The organism is Nocardia sp. NPDC004711, from assembly GCF_053601595.1.
The window spans coordinates 47,879-67,868 of sequence record NZ_JBSGCB010000026.1; the positions used below are offsets into that span (position 1 = coordinate 47,879).

Below are 19,990 nucleotides of genomic sequence, written 5' to 3' on the forward strand. Positions count from 1 at the left end.
CAGCGATTCCATCAGGGGTGGCGGTGGGGCGACGGGTGGGCGAGTGAAATCTGCGGCCTGGCGGCTGGCCTTGTTCGCGGGCGTCATCGTGGTGGTGCTCATGTTGGTGCTCACCGCCATTCAGCGCCCGGTGTCGGGGAAGACCGAGACCCACGATGCCATCTTCACCGACGCCAACGGTTTGAAGGTCGGCGACGACGTGCGCATGTTCGGCGTGCAGGTCGGCAAGGTGAAGCAGATCGGTCTCGAGGGTGCGAAGGCACGGGTGCAGTTGTCGGTCAAGACCGATGCGCCCGTCTACGACAACTCCAAGCTGGCCATCCGCTACCAGAATCTGACCGGCCAGCGGTACCTCGATCTGCAGCAGCAGCCGCAGCCGGGCAACCGGATTCCGGCGGGCGCGCGCATCGGCGAGGACCACACCGTGCCGTCGTTCGATGTGACGCAGCTGTTCAACGGCCTGAAGCCGGTGCTGCAGACCATTTCCCCGGAGGCCATCAACCAGTTCAGCGCCAGCATGGTGGCCCTGATCGAGGGTGACGGCAGCGGGATCGGCCCGGCCATGGACGCGATCGGGAAACTGGCGTCGTACGTGGACAACCGGCAGCAGGTGATCTCGACGCTGATCCACAACATGTCGGATCTGTCGGACCGGCTGGGCGGGCGCGTGCACTACCTGGTGCCGCTGCTGAAGCAGCTCTCCGACATCTTCGAGGCGTTGCAGCAGAACATCGGCGGCCTGGCGCAATTCGCGGTCACCGCGCCCTCGGTGCTGCGGCCCATCGACAATCTGCTGCGCTCATTGGGGATCGACAGCGGGTCCGATGTGGACGCGCTGATCCGCAGGATCTTCCCCGATGCCAAGGAGGCGGTGGACGCCTTCGGCCGCCTGCCCGCGGTGCTGGGGGCGGCCGACGCGGCCCTGCCGACCAGTCCGAGCGGCTGGAAGCCGGTGTGCAGCAAGGGAACCGCCGATGTGCCGACGGTGGTCAGGGTGCTCGTGTCGGGACAGCAGGTGGCGATATGCAACGGATGACATTGCCCCGCTTCTCGAGCGGGCTCGGTTTGAAACGTGACGATCGGGTGGTCGACGACGCCACCAAGCAGCAGCGGCACCTGCGCAAGGGCATCATCGGCGCGGTGCTGGTGGTGCTGGGCCTGACCGCGGCCGGTGCGCTGTACGTGATCCCGTTCGGCAAGCACACCTACACCGCGGAACTGTCCGAGGCACAGTCGGTGAAGGCGGGCGACGACGTGCGCATCGCCGGCATCTCGGTCGGCGAGGTGAAGTCGCTGGAATTGAAGCCGGACAGGGTCGTCATGCGCTTCACGGTGAAATCCGATGTGTTCCTGGGTGATCAGACCTCCCTCGACATTCGCATGCTGACCATTGTCGGCGGCCACTATGTGGCGGTGTTCCCGGCCGGGAGCAAGCCGCTGGGGTCGGCGGCCATTCCGGCGGACCGGGTGCGCCTGCCCTACAGCCTGATCGAGACCTTCCAGGACGCGGCCGCCCCGCTCTCCAAGATCGACGGCTCGACGCTGAACAAGAACCTTGCGGCACTGGGCAGTTCGATCGACGGCTCACCCGACACCCTGCGCACCACGCTGGCCACGGTCGACACTTATGTGGACGCGCTGGACAAGCAGCGCGGCCAGGTGTCCAATGCGGTGGCCGTGGCCGACGAGTACGTGCGTATGTACGACGGCGCGAAATCCGATCTGGGCCGGCTCATGGACAATGCCAACCTGCTGGTCACCGTGCTCGACGACAAGCATGCCGAGATGGCCGAGGCCATCCGGCTGCTCAGCGATGTGCTCGGCCGGCTCGGCGGTGCGGAACCCACCTGGTCGGATCTGAAGCCCAAGCTGACCGACGCCATCACCCAGCTCGAACAGCTCGGCCAGAAGTTCACTCCGACCCTGACCGCCGCGCAGGACCTGCAGAAGAAGCTGTCGGACCTGGTGATTCCGGACGGCGGCGTGCAGATCGACCAGTCGCAGCAGACCGTCGCCCTGTCGCAGCAGCCTGTGGCGCAGCCGCAGGTGTGCATTCCGGTGCCGGGGAAGGACTGCTGATGTTCAAGCGGATGCTCGGATCGCAGGCGTTCATGTCGGTCGCCGGTGCGATGCTGGTGGTACTGCTGGCGGTGGTCGGGTACCTGCTGTGGTTCAACCCGATGAAGAAGACAGTCTCCTACTGCGCCGTCATGCCCGACGCGGTCGGTCTGTACGCGGGCAACAAGGTGACCATGCGCGGAATCCCGGTCGGCACCGTCGATTCCATCGATTCGGACGGCGCCAAGGTCAAGGTGAAGTTCTCCGTCGACGCGAAGTACCCCGTGTACGCGGACGCCGCCGCCACCACGGTCTCGGATTCGATTGTGGCCGACCGCAATCTGGCGGTACTCAACAGTGGCAAGGATCTGGCGCACTGGGATTCGTCGCAGTGCATCACCAAAACCCTGACGCCCAAGAGCATTACCGAGACACTGACGGCGCTGACCGATCTGTCCGCGCAACTGCAGCAGGCGCAGGCCCCGGATGCGCTGGCGCACGGGCTGTCCGCGCTGGACTCGGCCACCCAGGGCGCGGGCCCGCAGATCAACGAGATCGTCAAGAAGCTGGGTTCGGCGCTCGCCCAGCCGGACGCCGACATCGGGCACCTGGCGGGCATCTTCGACGCCTTCGCCGCGGTCGGTGCGAAGGTCGAGCAGCACTGGGGCGACCTGCGTTCCATGCTGCTGCGGCTGGCCCCCGCCCTGAACAATGCGAGCACCGAATTGCTCGGTCCCGGTGCGCAACTCATCGACCGGCTCGGTGCGGTGCTGCCCATGCTCAATGATCTGGTCACCATCGCGGGCGACCCGATCATGCGCGGTCTCGACGACACCCTGCCGCTGGTCCGGCTGCTGCGCGCCAATGTCGGCTCGCTCTCCGAGGTCATGCTGAAACTCCCGGTGCTGACCAATGCGGCCCAGAACGTCATGGGCAGCGGCATCACCTACGGCTCTCCGCGCGCGGCCCTGCCGGCCCCGCAGGCCGAACAGGTCTGCGCCGCCGTCAATGCCGTCACCCCGGGCAGCTGCACCGACGCCGCCAACGGCATGGTGAACGTCCCGCTGGTCCCGTTGGTGCTCGGAATGGCAGGTGTGCGATGAGGTTCGGACGCTGGGAGATCGTCGTCGCCACCCGGCCCGGCTCCGGTGCGGGAACGGGCGGCTCGCCGTGGTCGAAGCCTGCGCAGGGGGCAGGCTCCGACGAGCGGCCGCGGGGACGTGCGGCCAGGCGTGCGGGAGCCGCTGTGCTGGCTGCCGGGTTGTTCGCCGGGGCGGGGGGCTGTGCCTTCGATCCGTCCTCGGTGCCGGTGCCGGGCACCACGATTTCGGGGCCCACCTACCGGATTCACATCGAGTTCGGCAATGTGCTGAATCTGCCCGCGAAGGCCAAGGTCATCGCCAATGGCGCGCAGGTCGGTTCGGTCAGCGGTGTGCGCGTGGTGGATTCGGCGCACGCGGGCGGGCGCGGCGGCTATGTCGTGGTGGACGCGGACATCTCGTCCAAGGTGCAGCTGCCGGTCACGACGGTGGCCGAGCTGCGGCAGAACACGGTGCTGGGTGACATCCATCTGGCGCTGACCACGCCGCCGGACGGTTTCGGGTCGCTGCTGAAGGACGGCGGCACCATCACCCAGGACCACACCCGCCCGCCGGTGCAGCTCGAGGACACCATGGCCGCGCTGGCCGCCTTCACGCAGGGCGGGGCCGTGAATCAGTTGCAGGACATCATCAACCACTTCAATGCGGTGCTGCCCCGCGATCCCGAGGAGACCAAGCGGATCGCGCAGAACGCGGCCGGGAACGCGGTGGATCTGGCGGTCAATCTGGACCAGGTCGACAAGCTGCTCGACGGTCTGGGTGTCAACGCCCAGGTGCTGCACGATCGCGCGGACTTCCTGGACCACGAGCTCAGCCAGGAGTCGGTGGACGCCATGACCGGGATCACCGGCTCGCTCGCGGGCGTCACCCGGATCTTCGCCGTGCTCGGCCAGCTCGGGCAGTCGCTGGTGTGGCTGGCCCCGCTGGCCACCGCACTGGATCCGGTGACGCAATCCTTTGCACCGCTGGCGCTTTCGGGACGACCGCTGGATCTGTCGGTGCCGTCGAACCTGTCGCTGCTGACCTCGCTGCTGCGGGACAAGCTGATTCCGTTCGTCGAGAACGGGCCCAAGGTGAACATCACCGGCGTCCGAGCGGATTCGGTCTCCCGAGACGATCAGGTCACCAACATTCTGGCCGGGCTGCGCATGATCGGAGCGGTGCGATGAAGTGGGGTTCGCTGGCGTCGCTGGGCGGCATCGCGGCCGTCACCGTGGTGGGCGCGAGCTATCTGACCTTCGGCGTGGTGCGGGCGGATCCGTTCGCGCACCACACCGACGGGTCCATGGTGATGGCGAATTCCGGTGGGCTGAGCGTGGGTTCGCCCATCCTGCTCACCGGCATGCGGGTCGGCAGGATCACGTCGGTGGACTCCACCGCGCGCGGCGTCGAGGTGGGCTTCCGCATCGACGGGGACCGCAGGCTGCCCACCGACAGTGACGTCACCATCGAGCAGCTGTCCGCGCTGGGCGAGCCGTTCGTGGAGTTCCGGCCCCGCACCGCGGGCGGGCCGTACCTGAGGGACGGCCAGCGCCTGGATGCCGCCGCGGTGAAGTCGCCACTGTCCATTCCCGAGGTGTCGCGACTGGTCAACAAGGTCATGAACCAGCTCGACCCGAAGGTCGCGGCTTCGCTGGCGAGCACGTTGGGAGCGGCCTTCCACGACACGGATTCGGCCATGCCGAACCTGACCCGTGCCGGTGATCTACTGGCCGCCGCGATCATGAGCCGAGAACCCAAGATTGCTCAGCTACTCAACAGCTTCCAGGTGGCGGCCTCGAATATCGATGGCATGGGCGAGGCCACGGCGGCCGCGGCACCAGCGTTCGTGCAGTTCGAGCAGTCGCTCGAGGAGCTCATCAATGCCGTCGGTAGACTGGTCGACCGTGCCCCCGGGCCGCAGGCATATGTCTCCGGCAACGGATTGGCGCCTTTCCTGGCCAAGCTGACCGAGTGGCTGCGGCAGGCCGGACCCGAATTGAAGACCCTCGCGCCCCAATTGCAGCCGCTCGCCGACGCGGCACGCACCGCCGGGCCTCAGCTCAATATCAGCAGCTTGATCTCGCAGGCGCTCGCGTCCACCGGTGACGGTGCCGTGCGCGTGCAGGTCGGCGTGAAGTAGCAGTATCAGCAAGGAGGAGACCATGTCTCAGGACACCGAATCGAAGCAACCGGTCGACCCGGATCCGGTGCCGGCCCCGGGCAAAACGGTGCAGCTGAAGGTCTCGACGCTGGTGACCGCGGTTGCCGCGGTGCTGCTCGTCGGTGCGCTGGTGACGGTCACCGTGCTGTGGCAGTCCGCGCGCGGGGACCTGAAGGACCGCGACGCCCAGGCCGCGAACGACAAGCACGCCGAGCAGGTGGCCTCCGACTACGCCATGGGCGCGGCCAACCTCAACTTCTCCGACTTCAACGCCTGGACCGCTCGCCTCAAGTCCAACACCACCCCGGCGCTGGCGAGCAAGTTCGACGCCACCTCCTCGAAACTGCAGGAGATCCTGGTTCCGCTGAAGTGGACCTCGAGCCCGACCCTGCTCAGCTCGCAGGTCACCAATCGCGACAACGGCGCCTACAAGGTGAACGTCTATCTGAACGTCAACTCCACCAACGCGCAGAACCCGGACGGCGTGCTGACCACCATCTACTACACGGTGAGCGTCGACCCCGGGAGCGACTGGAAGGTCACCGACGTCGGCGGCATCGACCTCCCGCTGCCCAAGCAGTAATCGCGCGCCGGAAAACCCTGGCCCGCCGCAGCTTTCGAGCTCGGCGGGCCTTTCGGCGCACCCGTCAGGCGGCGGCGCCGCGCAGCGTGTCGGCCAGCCGCACCGCCAGCGCGACGATGGTCAGGGTGGGGTTGGCGTGGCCGTTGGTGGGGAAGACCGAGCTGCCGGCGATATAGAGGTTGCTGATGCCGTGCACGCGGCAGTCGCCGTCCACGACGCCGGTGCGCGGGTCCGCCGACATGCGGGTCGCGCCGGTGGGATGCGCCCAGTCGGTCAGCCGGACCGGGAGATCACTGGCCTCGCGGACCCATTCGTCCAGGGCGGGCGGGGGATAGCCGAGGCGGGCGAACTCGCCGGCGACCAGGGCGGCGGCGCGGCGGACGGTGGCGTCCTCCTGGGCGCTGACCTGCCAGTCGATGCGCGGATGCGGCATGCCCAGGCGATCCACGGTGTCGCTCAATGTGATCCGGCTGCGCGGATCCGGGGTCTGCTCCACCATGCAGCGCAGTTCCACGTGTTCGAGCTTGCGCGGCAGGCCGGTGTGGTCGATGAGACGGCGTTTGGCCCCGGAGAGCAGCAGGCCGGGATGGCCGGCGACGGTGCGGGCGTCGTGCAGGTTCAGGTGCCCGCGCAACAGGTTCTTCACCGACTCCCAGGGGTCGTCCTCGGCGGGCACCTCCTGAATCCACAGGGCGCAGTTGAGGAGTCCCTCGTCGGCCTGGATTTCCGGCGACAGTGCCAGCCCGTGCAGGAAGGTGTGCTTACCGCCGCGGGTTTTCACCACGTATTTGCCGAATCGGTCACGCGCGGCGGCCGAGGTGTGCGGGTCGAGCGCGCCCACCACGCCGCAACGATGATCCAGCAGGTACCGGCCCACTACGTCGTGACGATTACCGATACCCTCCGGCACAATGCGATTCGACGCGAGCAGCAGGCGCGCGTTTTCGATTCCTCCGGCGGCCAGCACAATTCGCGTCGCACGCACAATACGGATATCTCCGTCGGAATCCACCACCCGTAATGCCTCGACCCGGGTGCCGTCCGGATCGGTGTCGATATGGGAAACGGTGGCATTCAGTAGAATTCGAACATTGGCCGCAGAGATTTCCCCGGCGTGGACGCCGAATCGCTTGGAGTCGAACGGATCCGCCGGGTCCTTGCTGATCTGCCAGAAGTAGGGCCGCAGCCAGCGCCGGTCCACCTCCGGATGGGCCGGAGTCCGGTCGGCCAGCTCCCAGAACCGGTCGCCGGTGAACCCGGCCCCGTACCCCAGTCCCAGATGTCCCGCCGCCCGATCCAGATACGGTTGGACCTCGGTGAATCCGATCGGCCAGCCGGAGAACGGGACCCAGGCGCGGGCCGCGAAATCCAGTTCGTCCAGCGGTGCGCAGCGTCCGCTCCAGGTGTGCGAACTGCCGCCCAGAATGCGATTGCGGGCATTGCGATACGGCTGGGCCCGCGCCGCGCCGATATTCTCGATGTCATTGAGCGCATCGGTGCGGGGGGCGAGTTCGCGCCCGCCGCTCTCCAGCACCAGCACCCGTAGCGAACTTGCCGCGAGTTCGGCAGCCAGGGTCAGACCCGCCGGTCCGGACCCGATAATGCACAGGTCGGCCGTCAGCTCGCTGTCCCGCACGGCACGAATGTCGTCGATACGCACCGGAAATCCTCCCGCACCCGCATCCACCCCCGCGACGGACGCGCTTCCCTTTGCCCGGACCTCATCGTAACCGTTCAATTGCGCGGCCGTGGCCCATCTTTCGGCTCAGCATCCGCCCTGCAGAAACGCGCGCACATAACCCGCCGACTGCCGCACATACATCCACGACCAGAACAACAGCCCCGAATCGCTGGGGCTGGCGACCATGGTGATCTGGCCGGAAAAACACTTCCCCACGATGTATCGCGCGCGCGAGACGTGCGGTGTATAGGTCACCACGATGATGTGCTGCCAGTGCCCGGCCTGGGCCCGCCGGCGGACTTCCTCGGCCTCGCCCTGGGTGGTCCACGGATTCGGCACGAAGCAGGAGACCGTGAAGGCGAACCCGCCGTCGCAGTAGCGGTCCATCACCGGGTCGTTCTGGCCGGTGGATCGCGAGATCAGCAGCTCGGGCGCATAGCCCTGCTCGGCGAGCCGCAGCCCGACGTCGTAGCGCGCGTACGCCGTCCCGCCGAGCACCACGATGGCGTCGGCCCGGCGCAGCGGATCCACCTGCGGGTGCACGAACACCGGCAGCCCCGCGAACGCGAGAGCGACGATCAGCGCCGTGACGGTGACGACCCCTGCGATGACCCTCCGGAGAGCAGGCACGCCTCCGACGGTACCGATCCCGCGGTCGACCTTCCCGGCGTGATCGTGGGGCAGACTGTATTGCGCACGAACGCATGGCATCACGCACGAAACAAAGGCATGTCGTCCCCAACGGAGGAGTCCGCCATGGAGCTGGGCCTGCACTACTGGAACTACTCGCACCCCGCCGCGACCGACCGGATCGCGTCGACGCTGGCGCATACCGCCCGCATTGCCGAACAGGCCGGATTCGCGCAGTTCACGGTCATGGACCACTACTTCCAGATGGAGCTTCGCGGCAGCGCCGAGGAACCCATGCTGGAGGGCTACACCACCCTCGGCTACCTGGCGGCGCTGACCGAGCGCATGCGGCTGGGACTGCTGGTGACCGGGGTGATGTACCGGTATCCCGGCCTGCTCGCCAAGATCGTCACCACCCTCGACGTGCTCTCGGGCGGCCGGGCCGAACTGGGCATCGGCGCGTCCTGGTACGAGCGGGAGCAGCGCGGGCTCGGCATACCGGTCGTTCCGATGGCCGAGCGGTTCGAACGGCTCGAGGAGACACTGCAGATCTGCCTGCAGATGTGGAGCCCCGACAATGGGCCGTACAAGGGCGAGCACTACCAGCTGGCCGAGACCCTCTGTGTGCCAGCGCCTTTGAGCCGGCCGCGCCCGCCCATCCGGATCGGCGGCGGCGGTGAGCGCAAGACGCTGCTGCTGGTGGCCCGCTACGCGGACGCCTGCAATCTCTTCGCGAGCAGCCCCGAGGAGGTCGCCGCCAAGCTGGCCGTGCTGCGCGCGCACTGCGAGGCCGAGGGCCGCGACTACGACGCCATCCGCAAGACCGGGGTCTATGTGTCCGATGCCCTCGGCAATCCGGACCAGGTGCTGCGGGATGTCGAGCAGCTCGCCGCCCTGGGCATCACCGAGCTGGACTTCATGCCCGATGGCGATCCCATCGCCTTCGTGACCGAATTCGCCGAACGCCTGCTCCCGCGCTTGGCGACCATCTAGTCCGGCGCCGGGGGCGTTCGGTATCATCGCGCGCGCTTGCCAACATCTGGAGGACACTGTGCCCGCGAATCCCACCGCCGCCGAACTATTGGCGACCGTCGAAGCGTCACCGCGGGCGGTCGGCGCGCACGACAAGGCCGCCTGGGTGGGCCTTTTCGCCGACGACGGCAGCGTCGAGGACCCGGTCGGCTCACGCCCGCACATCGGGCGCGCGGCCATCGAACGCTTCTACGACACCTTCATCGCGCCCAACGGCATCGTCTTCGACGTGACCGGTGACGTGGTGTGTGGCATGACGGTCTTCCGTGATCTCACCATTGCCACCACCATGTCCACCGGGGTCACCCTGCACGTGCCCATGCACCTCCGCTATGACCTGGCCGAAGTGGACGGCGCGCTGAAAATCCGAGCCCTGCGCGCACATTGGGAGCTGGCGGGCATGATCGGCCAGCTGCTGGGATCGGGCACGCAGGGTCTGCTGGCGGGCGCCAAGCTGGGCCCGCAGCTGCTCGGCAATCAGGGCATCGGCGGGGCGTTGGGCTTCATGTCCGGCCTGCGCGGTGTCGGCGCGGCGGGCAAGCGGGCCGCCGGGCAGCTGCTGGATGCCGTGGCCGCCGGTGATTCGTCCAGTGCCCGTGCGGTTCTGGCTCCGGTCCCGCGCCTGGAGTGGGGTGTGGACGGCGCGATGTCGCTGGAGGACTTCACCACCCGGGTGAAGGGCCTGCGCTGGAGCAAGGCCATTGCCGCCGGGCACTCGGTGACGGTGTCGGTGGAGACCCGTGAGGGCCGCGGTATCGCCGAACTCGATTTCGCCGACCGTGGGCTGCGCATCGAATCGGCGCGAATCTTCGTGCCGGCGAGCTAATCCCGGATCCCGGCGATCTCCGCCAGGGGATTGTTCCCGCTGAACGTGGTGCCCCCGGCCGCGCCGACCACCTTCCCGTGCACGCTGATCAGCCACTGGCCGCACACACAGCGCAGGTACTGCACCCCGCGGTGGGAGGAGACAGCCGTGGGAGAGGGCCAAGCGCAGGAGGGGCATTCGGCGATCATCAGGACATCCTGGGGGCGGGAGCGCCGATTGACCATGATCGACACGCGACGACTCGCAAATCGAGCGCGTGTCGTGAGCGACTCGCCGTACGTGATTTGCCAATGGGCCCATCGAAACTCGGCGCCCTCCCATTGACATCCGGTGTGGTCAGCCCGCTTTGCCCTTGCGTACCGCGGTCGGCGTTGCACCCCACCAGCGCTGGCAACAACGTGTGAATACAGACTGTTCCGACAAACCGATGAGCGAGGCCACCTGGCTCATCGGCATATCCGTCGTGGTCAGGTAGCGTCGCGCCTCGGTGCGCCGGACCTCGTCGAGAATCGCCGCGAAGCTGGTGCCCTCGGCGGCCAGCCGTCGCTGCAGGGTGCGCGGATGGATGGTGAGCAGCCGTGCCACGGCATCGATTTCGGGTGCGGCGGTGCCGAGCAGCTTCTGCAGGGTGGTCCGCACGCGCGGCGCGATCGCCGTGGCCGCGCCGCCGGACTGCTGGGCCAGGAAGGCCATCGCCATCCGGTGCAGGTTCTCGTCGCCGCCGGAGAGTTGCCGATTACCGAGCGCGGCCGGTATCCGCAGTAGTGCGGCCGGACGCTCGATTCGTACTGGCGCGCCGAAGAATTCCTCGTACGCCTGGATCGGGGCGGCGGGCCGGTAGGGGACCTCCACCGAGCGCAGCCCGTAGCGGTCCTCGGCCAGGCGCTGAATCGTCCTGTGTACGAAGGCCAATCCGAGATCGGTGCCCTGGACGGGGGTGGGCAGGCCGGGTGCGGTGGCGCCGTAGCGCAGGGCGATGACGCCGCGATCGCCGTACGGGTCGGGTGCCATGGTCAGACTGAGCGAGCGGGCGTGCACGAACAGGTACCGCGAGGTGCAGTCGAGCACCGCGGCCAGGGTGGTGGCATTCCGGATGGCCAGCGCCAGCGGGCCGAGCATGTCCAGGTCCTGCCGCGACGCCATCCGCAGCCCCAGATCCGGGCAGTCGAGCCGATGGGCCGCCAGCTCCAGCACCGCCCCGACCGCATGGTCGGGGACCAGTAGATCGTCGGTGTCCAGGGCGGCGAGCGGCAGTCCGCAGGCGGCGGCCAGCTCCTCGGCGTCCCCGCCGAGCTCGGCCACGGTCGCGCGGAAACCCCGCAGCCCGGCGGATCTGATCACCGACATGTCGTCAAGGATCAAATACTTGTCGTGCAGAGTCAAGAAACCGGATGGCGGGCGCAACAGACTGGAAGTCATGAACGCCGCGCAACCTCTCGCCGAACACCTCGACGTCGTCATCGTCGGAGCCGGGCTCTCCGGCATCGGTGCGGCGTATCGCCTGCAGGCCGAGCAGCCCGGCCGCAGCTACGCCATCCTCGAGGCGCGCGACGCGCTCGGCGGCACCTGGGACCTGTTCCGTTACCCGGGCATCCGCTCCGACAGCGACATGTTCACCCTCGGCTACCCGTTCAAGCCCTGGCGTGACGCCAAGTCGATCGCCGACGGGCCGGCCATCCTGCGCTACATCACCGACACGGCCACCGAGAACGGCATCGACAAGCACATCCGGTACGGCACCAAAGTCGTTGGCGCGGAATGGGACAGCGGCGAGTCGCGGTGGACGCTCACTGTCGAGCGGCGTACCTCCGAGGGTGTCGAGCGCGGCACGCTCACCTGCGGCTTTCTCTACTCCTGCTCCGGCTATTACAACTACGACCACGGCCATGAGCCCGAGTTCCCGGGCATCGCCGACTTCGCCGGCACCGTGGTGCACCCCCAGTTCTGGCCCGAGGACTTCGACTACACCGGCAAGCGCGTGGTGGTCATCGGCAGCGGCGCGACCGCGGTCACCCTGGTCCCGGCCATGGCCGAGCAGGCCGAACTGGTGACCATGCTGCAGCGCAGCCCCACCTGGATCTCCGCCGTCCCCGGCCGCGACAAGGTGGCCGACCGGATGCGCGAACTGCTGCCGCCGAACCTGGCGCACCGGCTCATCCGCACCAAGAACATCCTGTTCAACATCGGCTTCTACCAGTACTGCCGGCGTCGGCCCGCGGCCGCTCGCAAGCTGCTCACCGGGCTCACCACCCGAATCCTGAAGGACGAGAAGCTGGTCGCCGAGCATTTCACGCCCGAATACAACCCGTGGGATCAGCGCCTGTGCGCGGTGCCCAACGCCGACTTCTTCAAGGCCATGCGCAAGGGCAAGGCCGAGGTGGTCACCGATCACATCGAAACCTTTGTGCCCGAGGGCATCCGGCTGAAGTCGGGCAAGGTGCTCGAGGCCGATGTGGTGGTCACCGCCACCGGCCTGCAGCTGCTCGCCTTCGGCGGCGTCGACCTGGTGGTCGACGGGGCACCGGTGGAGCTGTCCGAGCAGTTCGTCTGGCAGGGCACCATGCTGACCGGCGTGCCCAACTTCGCGGTGTGCATCGGCTACACCAATGCCTCCTGGACGCTGCGCGCCGACCTCACCTCGCGACTGGTCTGCAAGGTGCTGGGGTACATGGACCGCAACGGCTACCGTGCGGTGGTCCCGCAGCCGCAGCGCACCCTGCACGAGCGGCCACTGCTGGATCTGGCCTCCGGGTACGTCCAGCGCTCGATCGGCGACTTCCCGCGCCAGGGCGATCGGCATCCGTGGCAGGTGCGGCAGAACTACCTGCTGGACACCGCCATGGTCCTGCGCACCGACCTCGGCAAGACGCTGCGGCCGGTCGCGGCGGCCGAGGTGCTCGAACCGGTCCACTGAATTCGGTTCCGCCGCAGTGCCTCCGGTTCGCTCTCGGGCCTGCTGGCCAGCATGGCCGCCATGACATCCACCCCGATCAGTACGACCCTCAGTCCGGGCAGCTGTGGACCACCAGCCGGTTGCTCTACCTGCCCACCGACCTGCTGGGGCGGCTCGCGCTGCTGAAGTAGCCGAGGGGTGCGAAACCCTGATTTCGGCCGCCTGCGTTCGGCTGGGCTGCCATGCTTTCGCGCCATGGGAGGAGTCGAGACGAGAGCGGTGGTCGAGTCGCGGGCAGCGACGGACTCGGGGACAGCGATGGAGTCGAGGACAGCGGCGGGCGGATTCCTGCTGCCCGCACCACGATTCGAGCCACCGCTGGAACAGTGTCGCGGCAAGCCGGAGCCGGTCCGCCAGGTGCCGAGGGCGGACCGCCACGCGCCGGAGGTGGGCCGCCGGGTGCCGCAGCCCGATCAGTGGCCGTCCGCCACCGCGGGCCTATCGCCCGGATGCCGGAATCGAGTGGATCGCCGATCGGTGTCTGCTGCGCCCGGATCGGTCGGCCTGCAACGGCTTCTGCGTTCTTCGCATGCTGTGAAAGCCTGGGGTGGTGATGAATGCAACACTGCGGCAAGGCAATTCGCCGGTGCGGTGCTGCGGCTGGCGCTCGAGGTGCTGGACGGCCGCCGTCCGGTGAGGCAACTGGGGCCGCTCGCCGAGCCGGCGGTGGTAGCCGCGGTGCGCACCCTGGCGGGGGTGGGACGGCTACCCGGTCGGCAGCTCGGCACCGCCACCCTCACCAGGGTGGATGTGATCATGGCCGGGCCGGGGCAGGCGGAAGTTTGCGCGGGTTACGATCGCGGCGCGCGGCGTTTCGCGCTCGCCGCCCGCATTGTCCACGGTCGTTCCGGGTGGCGCTTGGCCGCATTCCGGGTGTGCTGAAGACCGGACGGTCTCTGCGGTAATAGCAGAATAGTCTGGTCGCCCGTAATTCGATTCGCGCCTGGTTTGAATCCTGCATCGCGCGGCATTAACATTTCGGCGAATAGCGGCACCTCACACGTGGAAGGGCAGTCCATGGCGAAGAAAGTCACCGTAACTCTGGTTGACGACTACGACGGCGAATCGAAGGCCGACGAGACCGTCTTTTTCTCGATCGACGGCAACGACTTCGAGATCGACCTGTCGAACAAGAACGCCGGCAAGCTGCGGGAGGCCCTGGAACCGTGGACCGATAAGGCCCGCAAGGTCGGTCGTTCCAAGCGGACCGGCAAGGTGGCCGCGGGCGGCCGCGCCCGTCCGGCGGTGGACCGCGAGGAGAGCACCGCGATCCGCGAATGGGCGCGCGCTCAGGGGCACCAGGTTTCCTCGCGCGGCCGTATCCCGGCCGAGATCGTCGACGCTTACCAGCGCGCCAAGAATTAACCAGCGCAAATCACGGCGCTGGGAATTCGCTGGGAGCCGAAGCCTGCGGGCATCGGCTCTAAGCGCGGGGAGGACATTTCAGGCCAATGGCTCGATCCGGATTTCTCGTGCATCAAGCCGCGCGCAGTAGTACGGCGCCGCACTCGGGAAGTTCGGCTCGAATCCTTTCCAGCAGGCGTTCCGCGCGGTCGCGATGCGCAGCGGCCGCCTCGGCATCGCCCTGGGCGGCGGCCAGCGCCGCCAGGATCGAGTCCATCGGGCCGAACTCGGTCATCCCGGTTTCGAGGCCGATCAGGGTGCCGCTGTGCGGCGCCAGGTATTCGTAGAGCCGCTGAATTGCTGGACTGTCGCCGAGCTCGATGGCGGCGACCGCCCGCAATGCCGACATGAGGACCGGATAGAAGCCCGCCGCAATCGGATCCGAGTCCTCGTACACGCCGCGTGCGCGCTCGCGCTGTCCGCTCTGCAGCAGTGCGAGCGTGTAGGCCGGGGCGGCCGCCGCGGGCAGGGCCGCATGGGCGTTCGCGAGCCGGTCCGTCAGGCTCCCCAGTTCACCCCGCGCCCACGCGGTCGAGAGCGCGCAGAACAACTCCGCCTCCGCGTGATTGGCGACGCCGGAAAGCCGGGTGCGGGTGGTGAACCGCTGGTACAGCTCGTCGGCCGCGTCGATGTTCCCGCGCAGCAGTTCCATGGTCCCGGCGAAACAGCTGACCATATCCAGCAGCGGCTGCAACTGGCCCTCGTCGGCGAACTCCACCGCGGCCGTCGCCCGCCGCCCGGCCTCCCGCAGATCCGCCCGGGCCACTGCGGCCCGATATCCCAGATAATGCGCCAGCGCCCGGTACTCGGCCAGTCCGGCGGCGGTCGCCAGCCCCTCCAGTTCGTCGACCAGTGCCGAGAACTCCGCGTCGTACCCGAATGCGAGATAGGTCACCGCATTGATGGCGGCACACAGTAATTCGGGATCGCCGGTGCGCCGTGCCGTCTCCAGGGCCAGCCGCGCCAGTCGCCGCCCGGCGGCCGACTCCACCAGTCCCGTCTCGAAGGTCGCCGCGACCAGCAGGCGCACCAGATCAGCATCTGCGACGTCGTTCGAATCGGCCTGTGCCGCAATTACATTCGAGTCGTCGTGGGTCGACGCCGCGGGCCCTGGGGTCTCGCTCACCAGCAGGGCCAGGGTGGACGCGCCGATGTCGTACCGGGTCAGGGCGCCCGCCAGCGCCCGCCGCATGTGCTGATCGGGCCTGCGCCAGTTGCGAATCGCCCAGATGATCGGGGCGCGCCAGCAGGTCAGCGCCCGGACCACCAGGTCGGGATCGCCCAGCTGCTCGGCGAGGGTGAGGGCCCGGTCGCGTTCCACGCGGGCCTCCCGATGCCGATTGTCGTAGGCCAGCGCCGTGACCAGCGCGCAGCGGGTGCGCAGCAGTGCGATGCGGTCGCCGGCGGGCGCGTGGTCGGCGTCGTGGCGCGCCAGCCGGTGCAGGTCCACCGCCGACCGCAGCAGCCGCACACCGGCACTGCGCATCCCGCGGCTGGTGCGCCGCTCGGCCGCCCGCTCCACGTATTCGATGGCGCGCGAGGCGGTTTCGGCGGTCGCGCCGGTGAGGGCGTGCCGGGCCAGCACATCCGGGTCCCGCGCCACCGCCGGATAGGTGTCGGCACGCTGTTCCAGCAGCTCCAGTGCGGCCCAGTGCATCCGGCCCCGGCGCAGCGGCGGTATGCCCAGATACACGGCATCGCGAATCAGCCCGTGCTCGAACCGGATACTCCCGCCGCTCCCGGAGCCCACCAGTCCGGCCGCCTCGGCCGCCGTGACCAGATCGATCACGGTGTCCTCGGCCAGCCCCGCCGCCGCACTGAGGATCGCCAGATCGACGCTCTCACCCCAGATGGACAGCTGCCGCAGCACTTCGGCCACCCCGTCGGGCAGCTGCGCCACCCGATCCTCGATCAGCTCCCGGATCGAATCGGGCACCTCGTCCAAACTCCCCTGTGCGGCAGCCGCTTTCGCCACCTCCCGGACGAACAGCGGATTCCCGCCCGTCCGCTGGCGCAGCTGTTCCAGCGCCTCGGCCTCGATCCCCGGCAGCCCGGCAGCCGCCGCGGCTCGCCGCGTCCCCTCCGCGTCCAGTCCATTGAGCTCCAGCCAGGCGCCCGTATGCTGCGCCAGCGCCGCGACCGTATTGTGCGGCCCTTGCGCCGCCTCCGATCGCCGCATCGTGACCAGCACGAATACCGGCTCATCCCGCAGCCAGCTCACCACCTGCCGCAATACCTGCAAGGTCTCCGGATCGGCCCGCTGCACGTCCTCCAGTAGCAGCGCCACCGGCGCGGAACCGGCTGCGCGCCTGCATTTTTCCGCGATGACCCGCGCCAGCGTGAACACGTCCGCGGCCGGCGTCACCGGGCCGGCCGCGCTCTCCGAAAGCTGCCCAGCCGCGGCCCGGTTCGGCTCGCTCACGTCGAGGGCGGTGCTGATCTCGGTCCAGGCCCACGCCGCGGGCGCGCCGTCGATCTCCGGGCAGGTTCCCGTCACCGCGGTCCAGCCCGCGGTGGACAGCGTGGCGAGGGTGGCCTCCGCCAGCACGGTCTTGCCGATTCCCGCCTCTCCGGCGACCCAGGCGACCCGCAACTGCCCGGCCCGCGCCGCCTCGGCGGCGTGCAGCAGCTCCGACAACTCGGTGAGATAGCCGGTAGCGCAATGCAACCCGTCGGCAGCCCCGGGGGCGGCGCTGGCTTTCGCGGTCTCGATGCCCGGGCTGGAGACCGGCGCGGGAGCGGCCCTGCTCGTGGTGGCAGGGGGTGCGGCGGGGCCGGTGGGGCGGCGGTCGTGAGCCGGTAGGGGCGGGGTCTGGGCGAGGCCGGCGGAGTGATTGAGAATCGCTATTTCGAGTTGGCGTAACGCGGGGGAGGGATCCACGCCGAACAGGCCGCCGAGGAATTCGCGGGAGCGCCGGATGGTGGTGAGCGCCTCGAGCTGCTGGCCCAGCTGGTATTGCGCCAGGGCGAGCAGGCGGACGATTTCCTCGCGGCCGGGATTGTCCTCGAAGAGCTGGCGGAGTTCGCGGACCACTTCGCCGGAGCGGCCCAGTTCCAATTCGGTGCGGGCATTGAGTTCGACAGCGGTGAGGTAGAGATCGGTGAGCCGGTCGGCCTCGGCGACGGCCCAATCGGCCTCGGCGAAGGCCTCCAGCGCGGGACCGTGCCAGAGCGAGAGGGCGGCCTCCAGCAGGGCATTGCGCTCGGTGGGGTCGGTGTGGATCTCGGGGTTGCTGACCAGTTCCTGATAGGTCCGCAGCTGCTGTTCGAAATGCCATGCGTCCACGGCGTTCTCGGGGATCTTCAGGGCATAACCGGATGACTCGGACACGATGAAGCGGGAGGGCGCACGCCGCGGGCGCTGGGGTTCGAACAGTCGCCGCAGATTGTGGATGTGCACCTGCAATACCGCGGTGGCCTTGGGCGGCGGATGCCCGGACCACAGGTCGTCGATCAGCCGTTCGCTGCTCACGACCTGGCCGTGCGCGACGATGAGGCGGCCCAGCACGGCGCGCTGCATGGGGGTGCCCAGGGGCGTGTCGCGACCGTCGACGGACAGCTGCAGGGGGCCGAGCACTCTCAGCTCCGCGCCTGCCATCGGTGTCCTCCTGCGACCGGAAGCGAACTGGTCATTCGCCGCAAGAAGAGCACTATCCCTCAAAAACTTGGAGATGCCAAAAGGTAGCCGAATGGTTGTCGGATAGTTATCGGCGGGTCGCGGCCATAAAGAAGACCGTGTGGTACGGAATTCCGTTTCCAATGCTAACGGTGCGAATGCGTCACACAACCCGGCCGGAAGTGGATCGCAAGAGTGGGCGGGAAGAATACTTCTGACTGGAAGCAACCTTGAAGTTAAGGGGTGGTTGGTGTGATGAAGCCAGTGGATTTCCCCAGGGGCCTGGGAGAGACCGGCATCGAGCCCGAGAGCACCGGCATGTACGTGGACCGCGACGGCGATATCTGGGAGAAGCAGGACGATGGCTGGCGGCTGATTCTGCAGCGCGGCGTGTCTGTGGACCCGAAGTCCCTCTGGGATTGGACCGAGGGCCACGTTCGCGACTACGCGCCGTTCATGCCGGTCGTCGCCGGGCGCTGACGGTTTCCGCCGCGAGGGTGATCGCGGCGCGGAAATCGGCTGTGGCACAAACTATTCGGGTACCAGCGCGCCGCTCAGATGGTCGTGGGCCACCTGTGCGTGCAGCCGCACGCCGGTGACGAGGGTGTCGTCGTCGGCGTAGAAGTGCGGGTTGTGGTTCATGAGGAGCCCGCGCCCGCCGGGCATCGGCGTCGGCAGGCCCGCGGCGTCGAGCTGCGTGTCCTGTACGCCCAGCGTCACGTACAGCCCGCCATATCTGTTGACGAACTCCGAGACGTCGTCGTATCCGAGCGTGGCCCCCGTCGGCACCACCCGGTCGTCCCCGGCCACCCGGCGGAAGGTGGGCAGCCCGGCATCCATCCACGCCTGCTCGTTGTGCACGGCGGGCACATTCTGCAGGAAATCCACTGCGGCCGAACAGTTGTAGGCGGCCGCGGTGTTCGTGGCGAGCGTCCGCAGCCGCGTCTGTACCTCGCCCATGTCGTGCTCCGCCGCGCAGCGAATGGTGCCCCACAGCGTCACGGTCTGGCCGATGATATTGAACCGCCCGACGTCCTCGACGTGCCCGATGCTCACCGTGACCGGGTCGAAGGCGCTGACCTGCCGGTAGAGCTGCCCGATGCCCGTCAGGATCGCTCCGGCCGCCGGCATCGGGTCGATGCCCATCCACGGCGTGGACCCGTGTACCTGCAGGCCGGTGAGGGTGATCCTGGTCAGGCAGGACGCCCCGAACTGGTTCCCGACCCGATATCCGATGTAGCCCTTGGGATATGGGGTGACGTGGAATCCGAATGCCATCGTCGGCGCGGGATCGTCGAGTGCGCCCTCCGCGAGCATCTCACGCGCACCGCCCTTTTCGTTGACCGGCGGGCCCTCCTCGGCGGGCTGGAACACGAAAAGCACGGTGCCCGGCAGCTTTTCGCGGACCTCGGACAGGACAGTGGCCGCGCCCATGAGCATGGCGGTGTGGCAGTCGTGCCCGCAGGCGTGTGACACCGGGAACGGCCCGCCGGGGTACTGCTGATCGACCACGTGGGAGGCGAAGGGCACCCCGCACAGGTCCGGCACCGGCAGTGCGTCGATGTCCCCGCGCAGCGCCACCACCCGGTCGCCGGCCTGCCCGCCGCGCAGCACACCGACCACTCCGTGCCCGGCGATCCCGGTGCGAACCTCGTCCAGGCTCAATGCTTTCAGGTGATCGCTGATCAGCGCCGCGGTGTTCCTCTCGCGATTCGAGAGTTCCGGATGCTCGTGCAGATGCCGCCGCCAGCGCACCACCTGTCCGGCCACCGCAGCCGCGCGGGCGTCGAGTTCGTCGTGGATCGCAGGCATCAGGACTCCGTTCGGCCGGTACTCCGACGACGGGGGCGAGGGCCGAACCGATCCGAAACAAAGTCGTTACGGCCATTTGCCGTCCGCGCCGAGGCTACTACTGTGGACCCCGAGTTCGCCATCCGTTAGCTGACGCGTCGGCAGGCTCGTTG

General features: G+C 68.3%; 18 protein-coding genes. 12 read left to right on the top strand and 6 right to left on the bottom strand.

Annotated elements, in window-relative coordinates; all coding sequences use genetic code 11:
• The first annotated feature begins 43 nt into the window (after positions 1 to 43).
• Genes ACWEKS_RS26045 through ACWEKS_RS26070 form a run of 6 tightly spaced genes read left to right on the top strand, consistent with a single transcriptional unit; the run spans position 44 to position 5,884 of the window.
• A complete protein-coding gene (locus tag ACWEKS_RS26045) occupies positions 44 to 1,036 on the top strand; it encodes an MlaD family protein (protein WP_452342488.1) in 993 nt (330 codons plus the stop codon).
• Complete coding sequence (locus ACWEKS_RS26050) at positions 1,033 to 2,079, top strand: MlaD family protein (RefSeq protein WP_452342489.1); 1,047 nt, start codon at positions 1,033 to 1,035, stop codon at positions 2,077 to 2,079. The genes ACWEKS_RS26045 and ACWEKS_RS26050 overlap by 4 nt, the downstream gene beginning before the upstream one ends.
• Complete coding sequence (locus ACWEKS_RS26055) at positions 2,079 to 3,161, top strand: MlaD family protein (RefSeq protein WP_452342490.1); 1,083 nt, start codon at positions 2,079 to 2,081, stop codon at positions 3,159 to 3,161. The genes ACWEKS_RS26050 and ACWEKS_RS26055 overlap by 1 nt, the downstream gene beginning before the upstream one ends.
• Positions 3,158 to 4,327, top strand: a complete 1,170-nt coding sequence (locus ACWEKS_RS26060; protein ID WP_452342491.1) for an MlaD family protein — start codon at positions 3,158 to 3,160, stop codon at positions 4,325 to 4,327. Before ACWEKS_RS26055 ends, ACWEKS_RS26060 begins: the two co-directional genes overlap by 4 nt.
• The gene (locus ACWEKS_RS26065) at positions 4,324 to 5,280 is read left to right on the top strand and encodes an MlaD family protein (RefSeq protein ID WP_452342492.1); all 957 of its coding nucleotides are present in this window, start codon (positions 4,324 to 4,326) and stop codon (positions 5,278 to 5,280) included. Before ACWEKS_RS26060 ends, ACWEKS_RS26065 begins: the two co-directional genes overlap by 4 nt.
• A gap of 22 nt (positions 5,281 to 5,302) precedes the next feature.
• Positions 5,303 to 5,884: a hypothetical protein gene (locus ACWEKS_RS26070; protein ID WP_452342493.1), complete on the top strand. Its 582-nt coding sequence runs from the start codon at positions 5,303 to 5,305 to the stop codon at positions 5,882 to 5,884.
• A gap of 64 nt (positions 5,885 to 5,948) precedes the next feature.
• On the opposite strand, the gene ACWEKS_RS26075 is transcribed toward ACWEKS_RS26070, so the two are convergent.
• Together ACWEKS_RS26075 and ACWEKS_RS26080 are read right to left on the bottom strand one after the other, a co-directional pair.
• On the bottom strand, positions 5,949 to 7,544 hold the full coding sequence (locus tag ACWEKS_RS26075; protein WP_452342494.1) for a GMC oxidoreductase: 1,596 nt from the start codon (positions 7,542 to 7,544) through the stop codon (positions 5,949 to 5,951).
• Positions 7,545 to 7,649: 105 nt separating this feature from the next.
• Complete coding sequence (locus ACWEKS_RS26080; RefSeq protein WP_452342495.1) at positions 7,650 to 8,195, bottom strand: YdcF family protein; 546 nt, start codon at positions 8,193 to 8,195, stop codon at positions 7,650 to 7,652.
• A gap of 126 nt (positions 8,196 to 8,321) precedes the next feature.
• On the opposite strand from ACWEKS_RS26080, the gene ACWEKS_RS26085 reads away from it, so the two are divergent.
• Entirely contained in the window at positions 8,322 to 9,188 is an 867-nt protein-coding gene (locus ACWEKS_RS26085; RefSeq protein WP_452342557.1) for an LLM class F420-dependent oxidoreductase, read from the top strand.
• Between the two features lie 58 nt (positions 9,189 to 9,246).
• Complete coding sequence (locus ACWEKS_RS26090) at positions 9,247 to 10,053, top strand: nuclear transport factor 2 family protein (RefSeq protein WP_452342496.1); 807 nt, start codon at positions 9,247 to 9,249, stop codon at positions 10,051 to 10,053.
• On the opposite strand, the gene ACWEKS_RS26095 is transcribed toward ACWEKS_RS26090, so the two are convergent.
• Complete coding sequence (locus ACWEKS_RS26095) at positions 10,050 to 10,277, bottom strand: hypothetical protein (protein ID WP_354850320.1); 228 nt, start codon at positions 10,275 to 10,277, stop codon at positions 10,050 to 10,052. The genes ACWEKS_RS26090 and ACWEKS_RS26095 overlap by 4 nt on opposite strands.
• A 112-nt stretch (positions 10,278 to 10,389) precedes the next feature.
• Positions 10,390 to 11,400, bottom strand: a complete 1,011-nt coding sequence (locus ACWEKS_RS26100) for an AraC family transcriptional regulator (protein ID WP_452342497.1) — start codon at positions 11,398 to 11,400, stop codon at positions 10,390 to 10,392.
• A gap of 70 nt (positions 11,401 to 11,470) precedes the next feature.
• Here ACWEKS_RS26100 and ACWEKS_RS26105 point away from each other — a divergent pair, with 70 nt between their 5' ends.
• The 3 genes from ACWEKS_RS26105 to ACWEKS_RS26115 all read left to right on the top strand — a co-directional run bounded on the left by ACWEKS_RS26105 (position 11,471) and on the right by ACWEKS_RS26115 (position 14,371).
• Positions 11,471 to 12,967, top strand: a complete 1,497-nt coding sequence (locus ACWEKS_RS26105; protein WP_452342498.1) for a flavin-containing monooxygenase — start codon at positions 11,471 to 11,473, stop codon at positions 12,965 to 12,967.
• A 573-nt stretch (positions 12,968 to 13,540) separates the two neighbouring features.
• Positions 13,541 to 13,888, top strand: a complete 348-nt coding sequence (locus ACWEKS_RS26110; protein WP_452342499.1) for an Rv3235 family protein — start codon at positions 13,541 to 13,543, stop codon at positions 13,886 to 13,888.
• Positions 13,889 to 14,023: 135 nt separating this feature from the next.
• Complete coding sequence (locus tag ACWEKS_RS26115) at positions 14,024 to 14,371, top strand: histone-like nucleoid-structuring protein Lsr2 (protein ID WP_364621785.1); 348 nt, start codon at positions 14,024 to 14,026, stop codon at positions 14,369 to 14,371.
• A gap of 112 nt (positions 14,372 to 14,483) precedes the next feature.
• Here the strand turns inward: ACWEKS_RS26115 and ACWEKS_RS26120 are convergent, their stop codons facing one another.
• Positions 14,484 to 18,008, bottom strand: a complete 3,525-nt coding sequence (locus ACWEKS_RS26120; protein ID WP_452342500.1) for a BTAD domain-containing putative transcriptional regulator — start codon at positions 18,006 to 18,008, stop codon at positions 14,484 to 14,486.
• Positions 18,009 to 18,281: 273 nt separating this feature from the next.
• On the opposite strand from ACWEKS_RS26120, the gene ACWEKS_RS26125 reads away from it, so the two are divergent.
• Positions 18,282 to 18,506, top strand: coding sequence for a hypothetical protein (locus ACWEKS_RS26125; RefSeq protein WP_452342501.1), 225 nt, complete (start codon positions 18,282 to 18,284; stop codon positions 18,504 to 18,506).
• 51 nt (positions 18,507 to 18,557) lie between these two features.
• Here ACWEKS_RS26125 and ACWEKS_RS26130 read toward each other — a convergent pair whose 3' ends face one another.
• On the bottom strand, positions 18,558 to 19,838 hold the full coding sequence (locus tag ACWEKS_RS26130; RefSeq protein WP_452342502.1) for an amidohydrolase: 1,281 nt from the start codon (positions 19,836 to 19,838) through the stop codon (positions 18,558 to 18,560).
• Positions 19,839 to 19,990 lie beyond the last annotated feature (152 nt).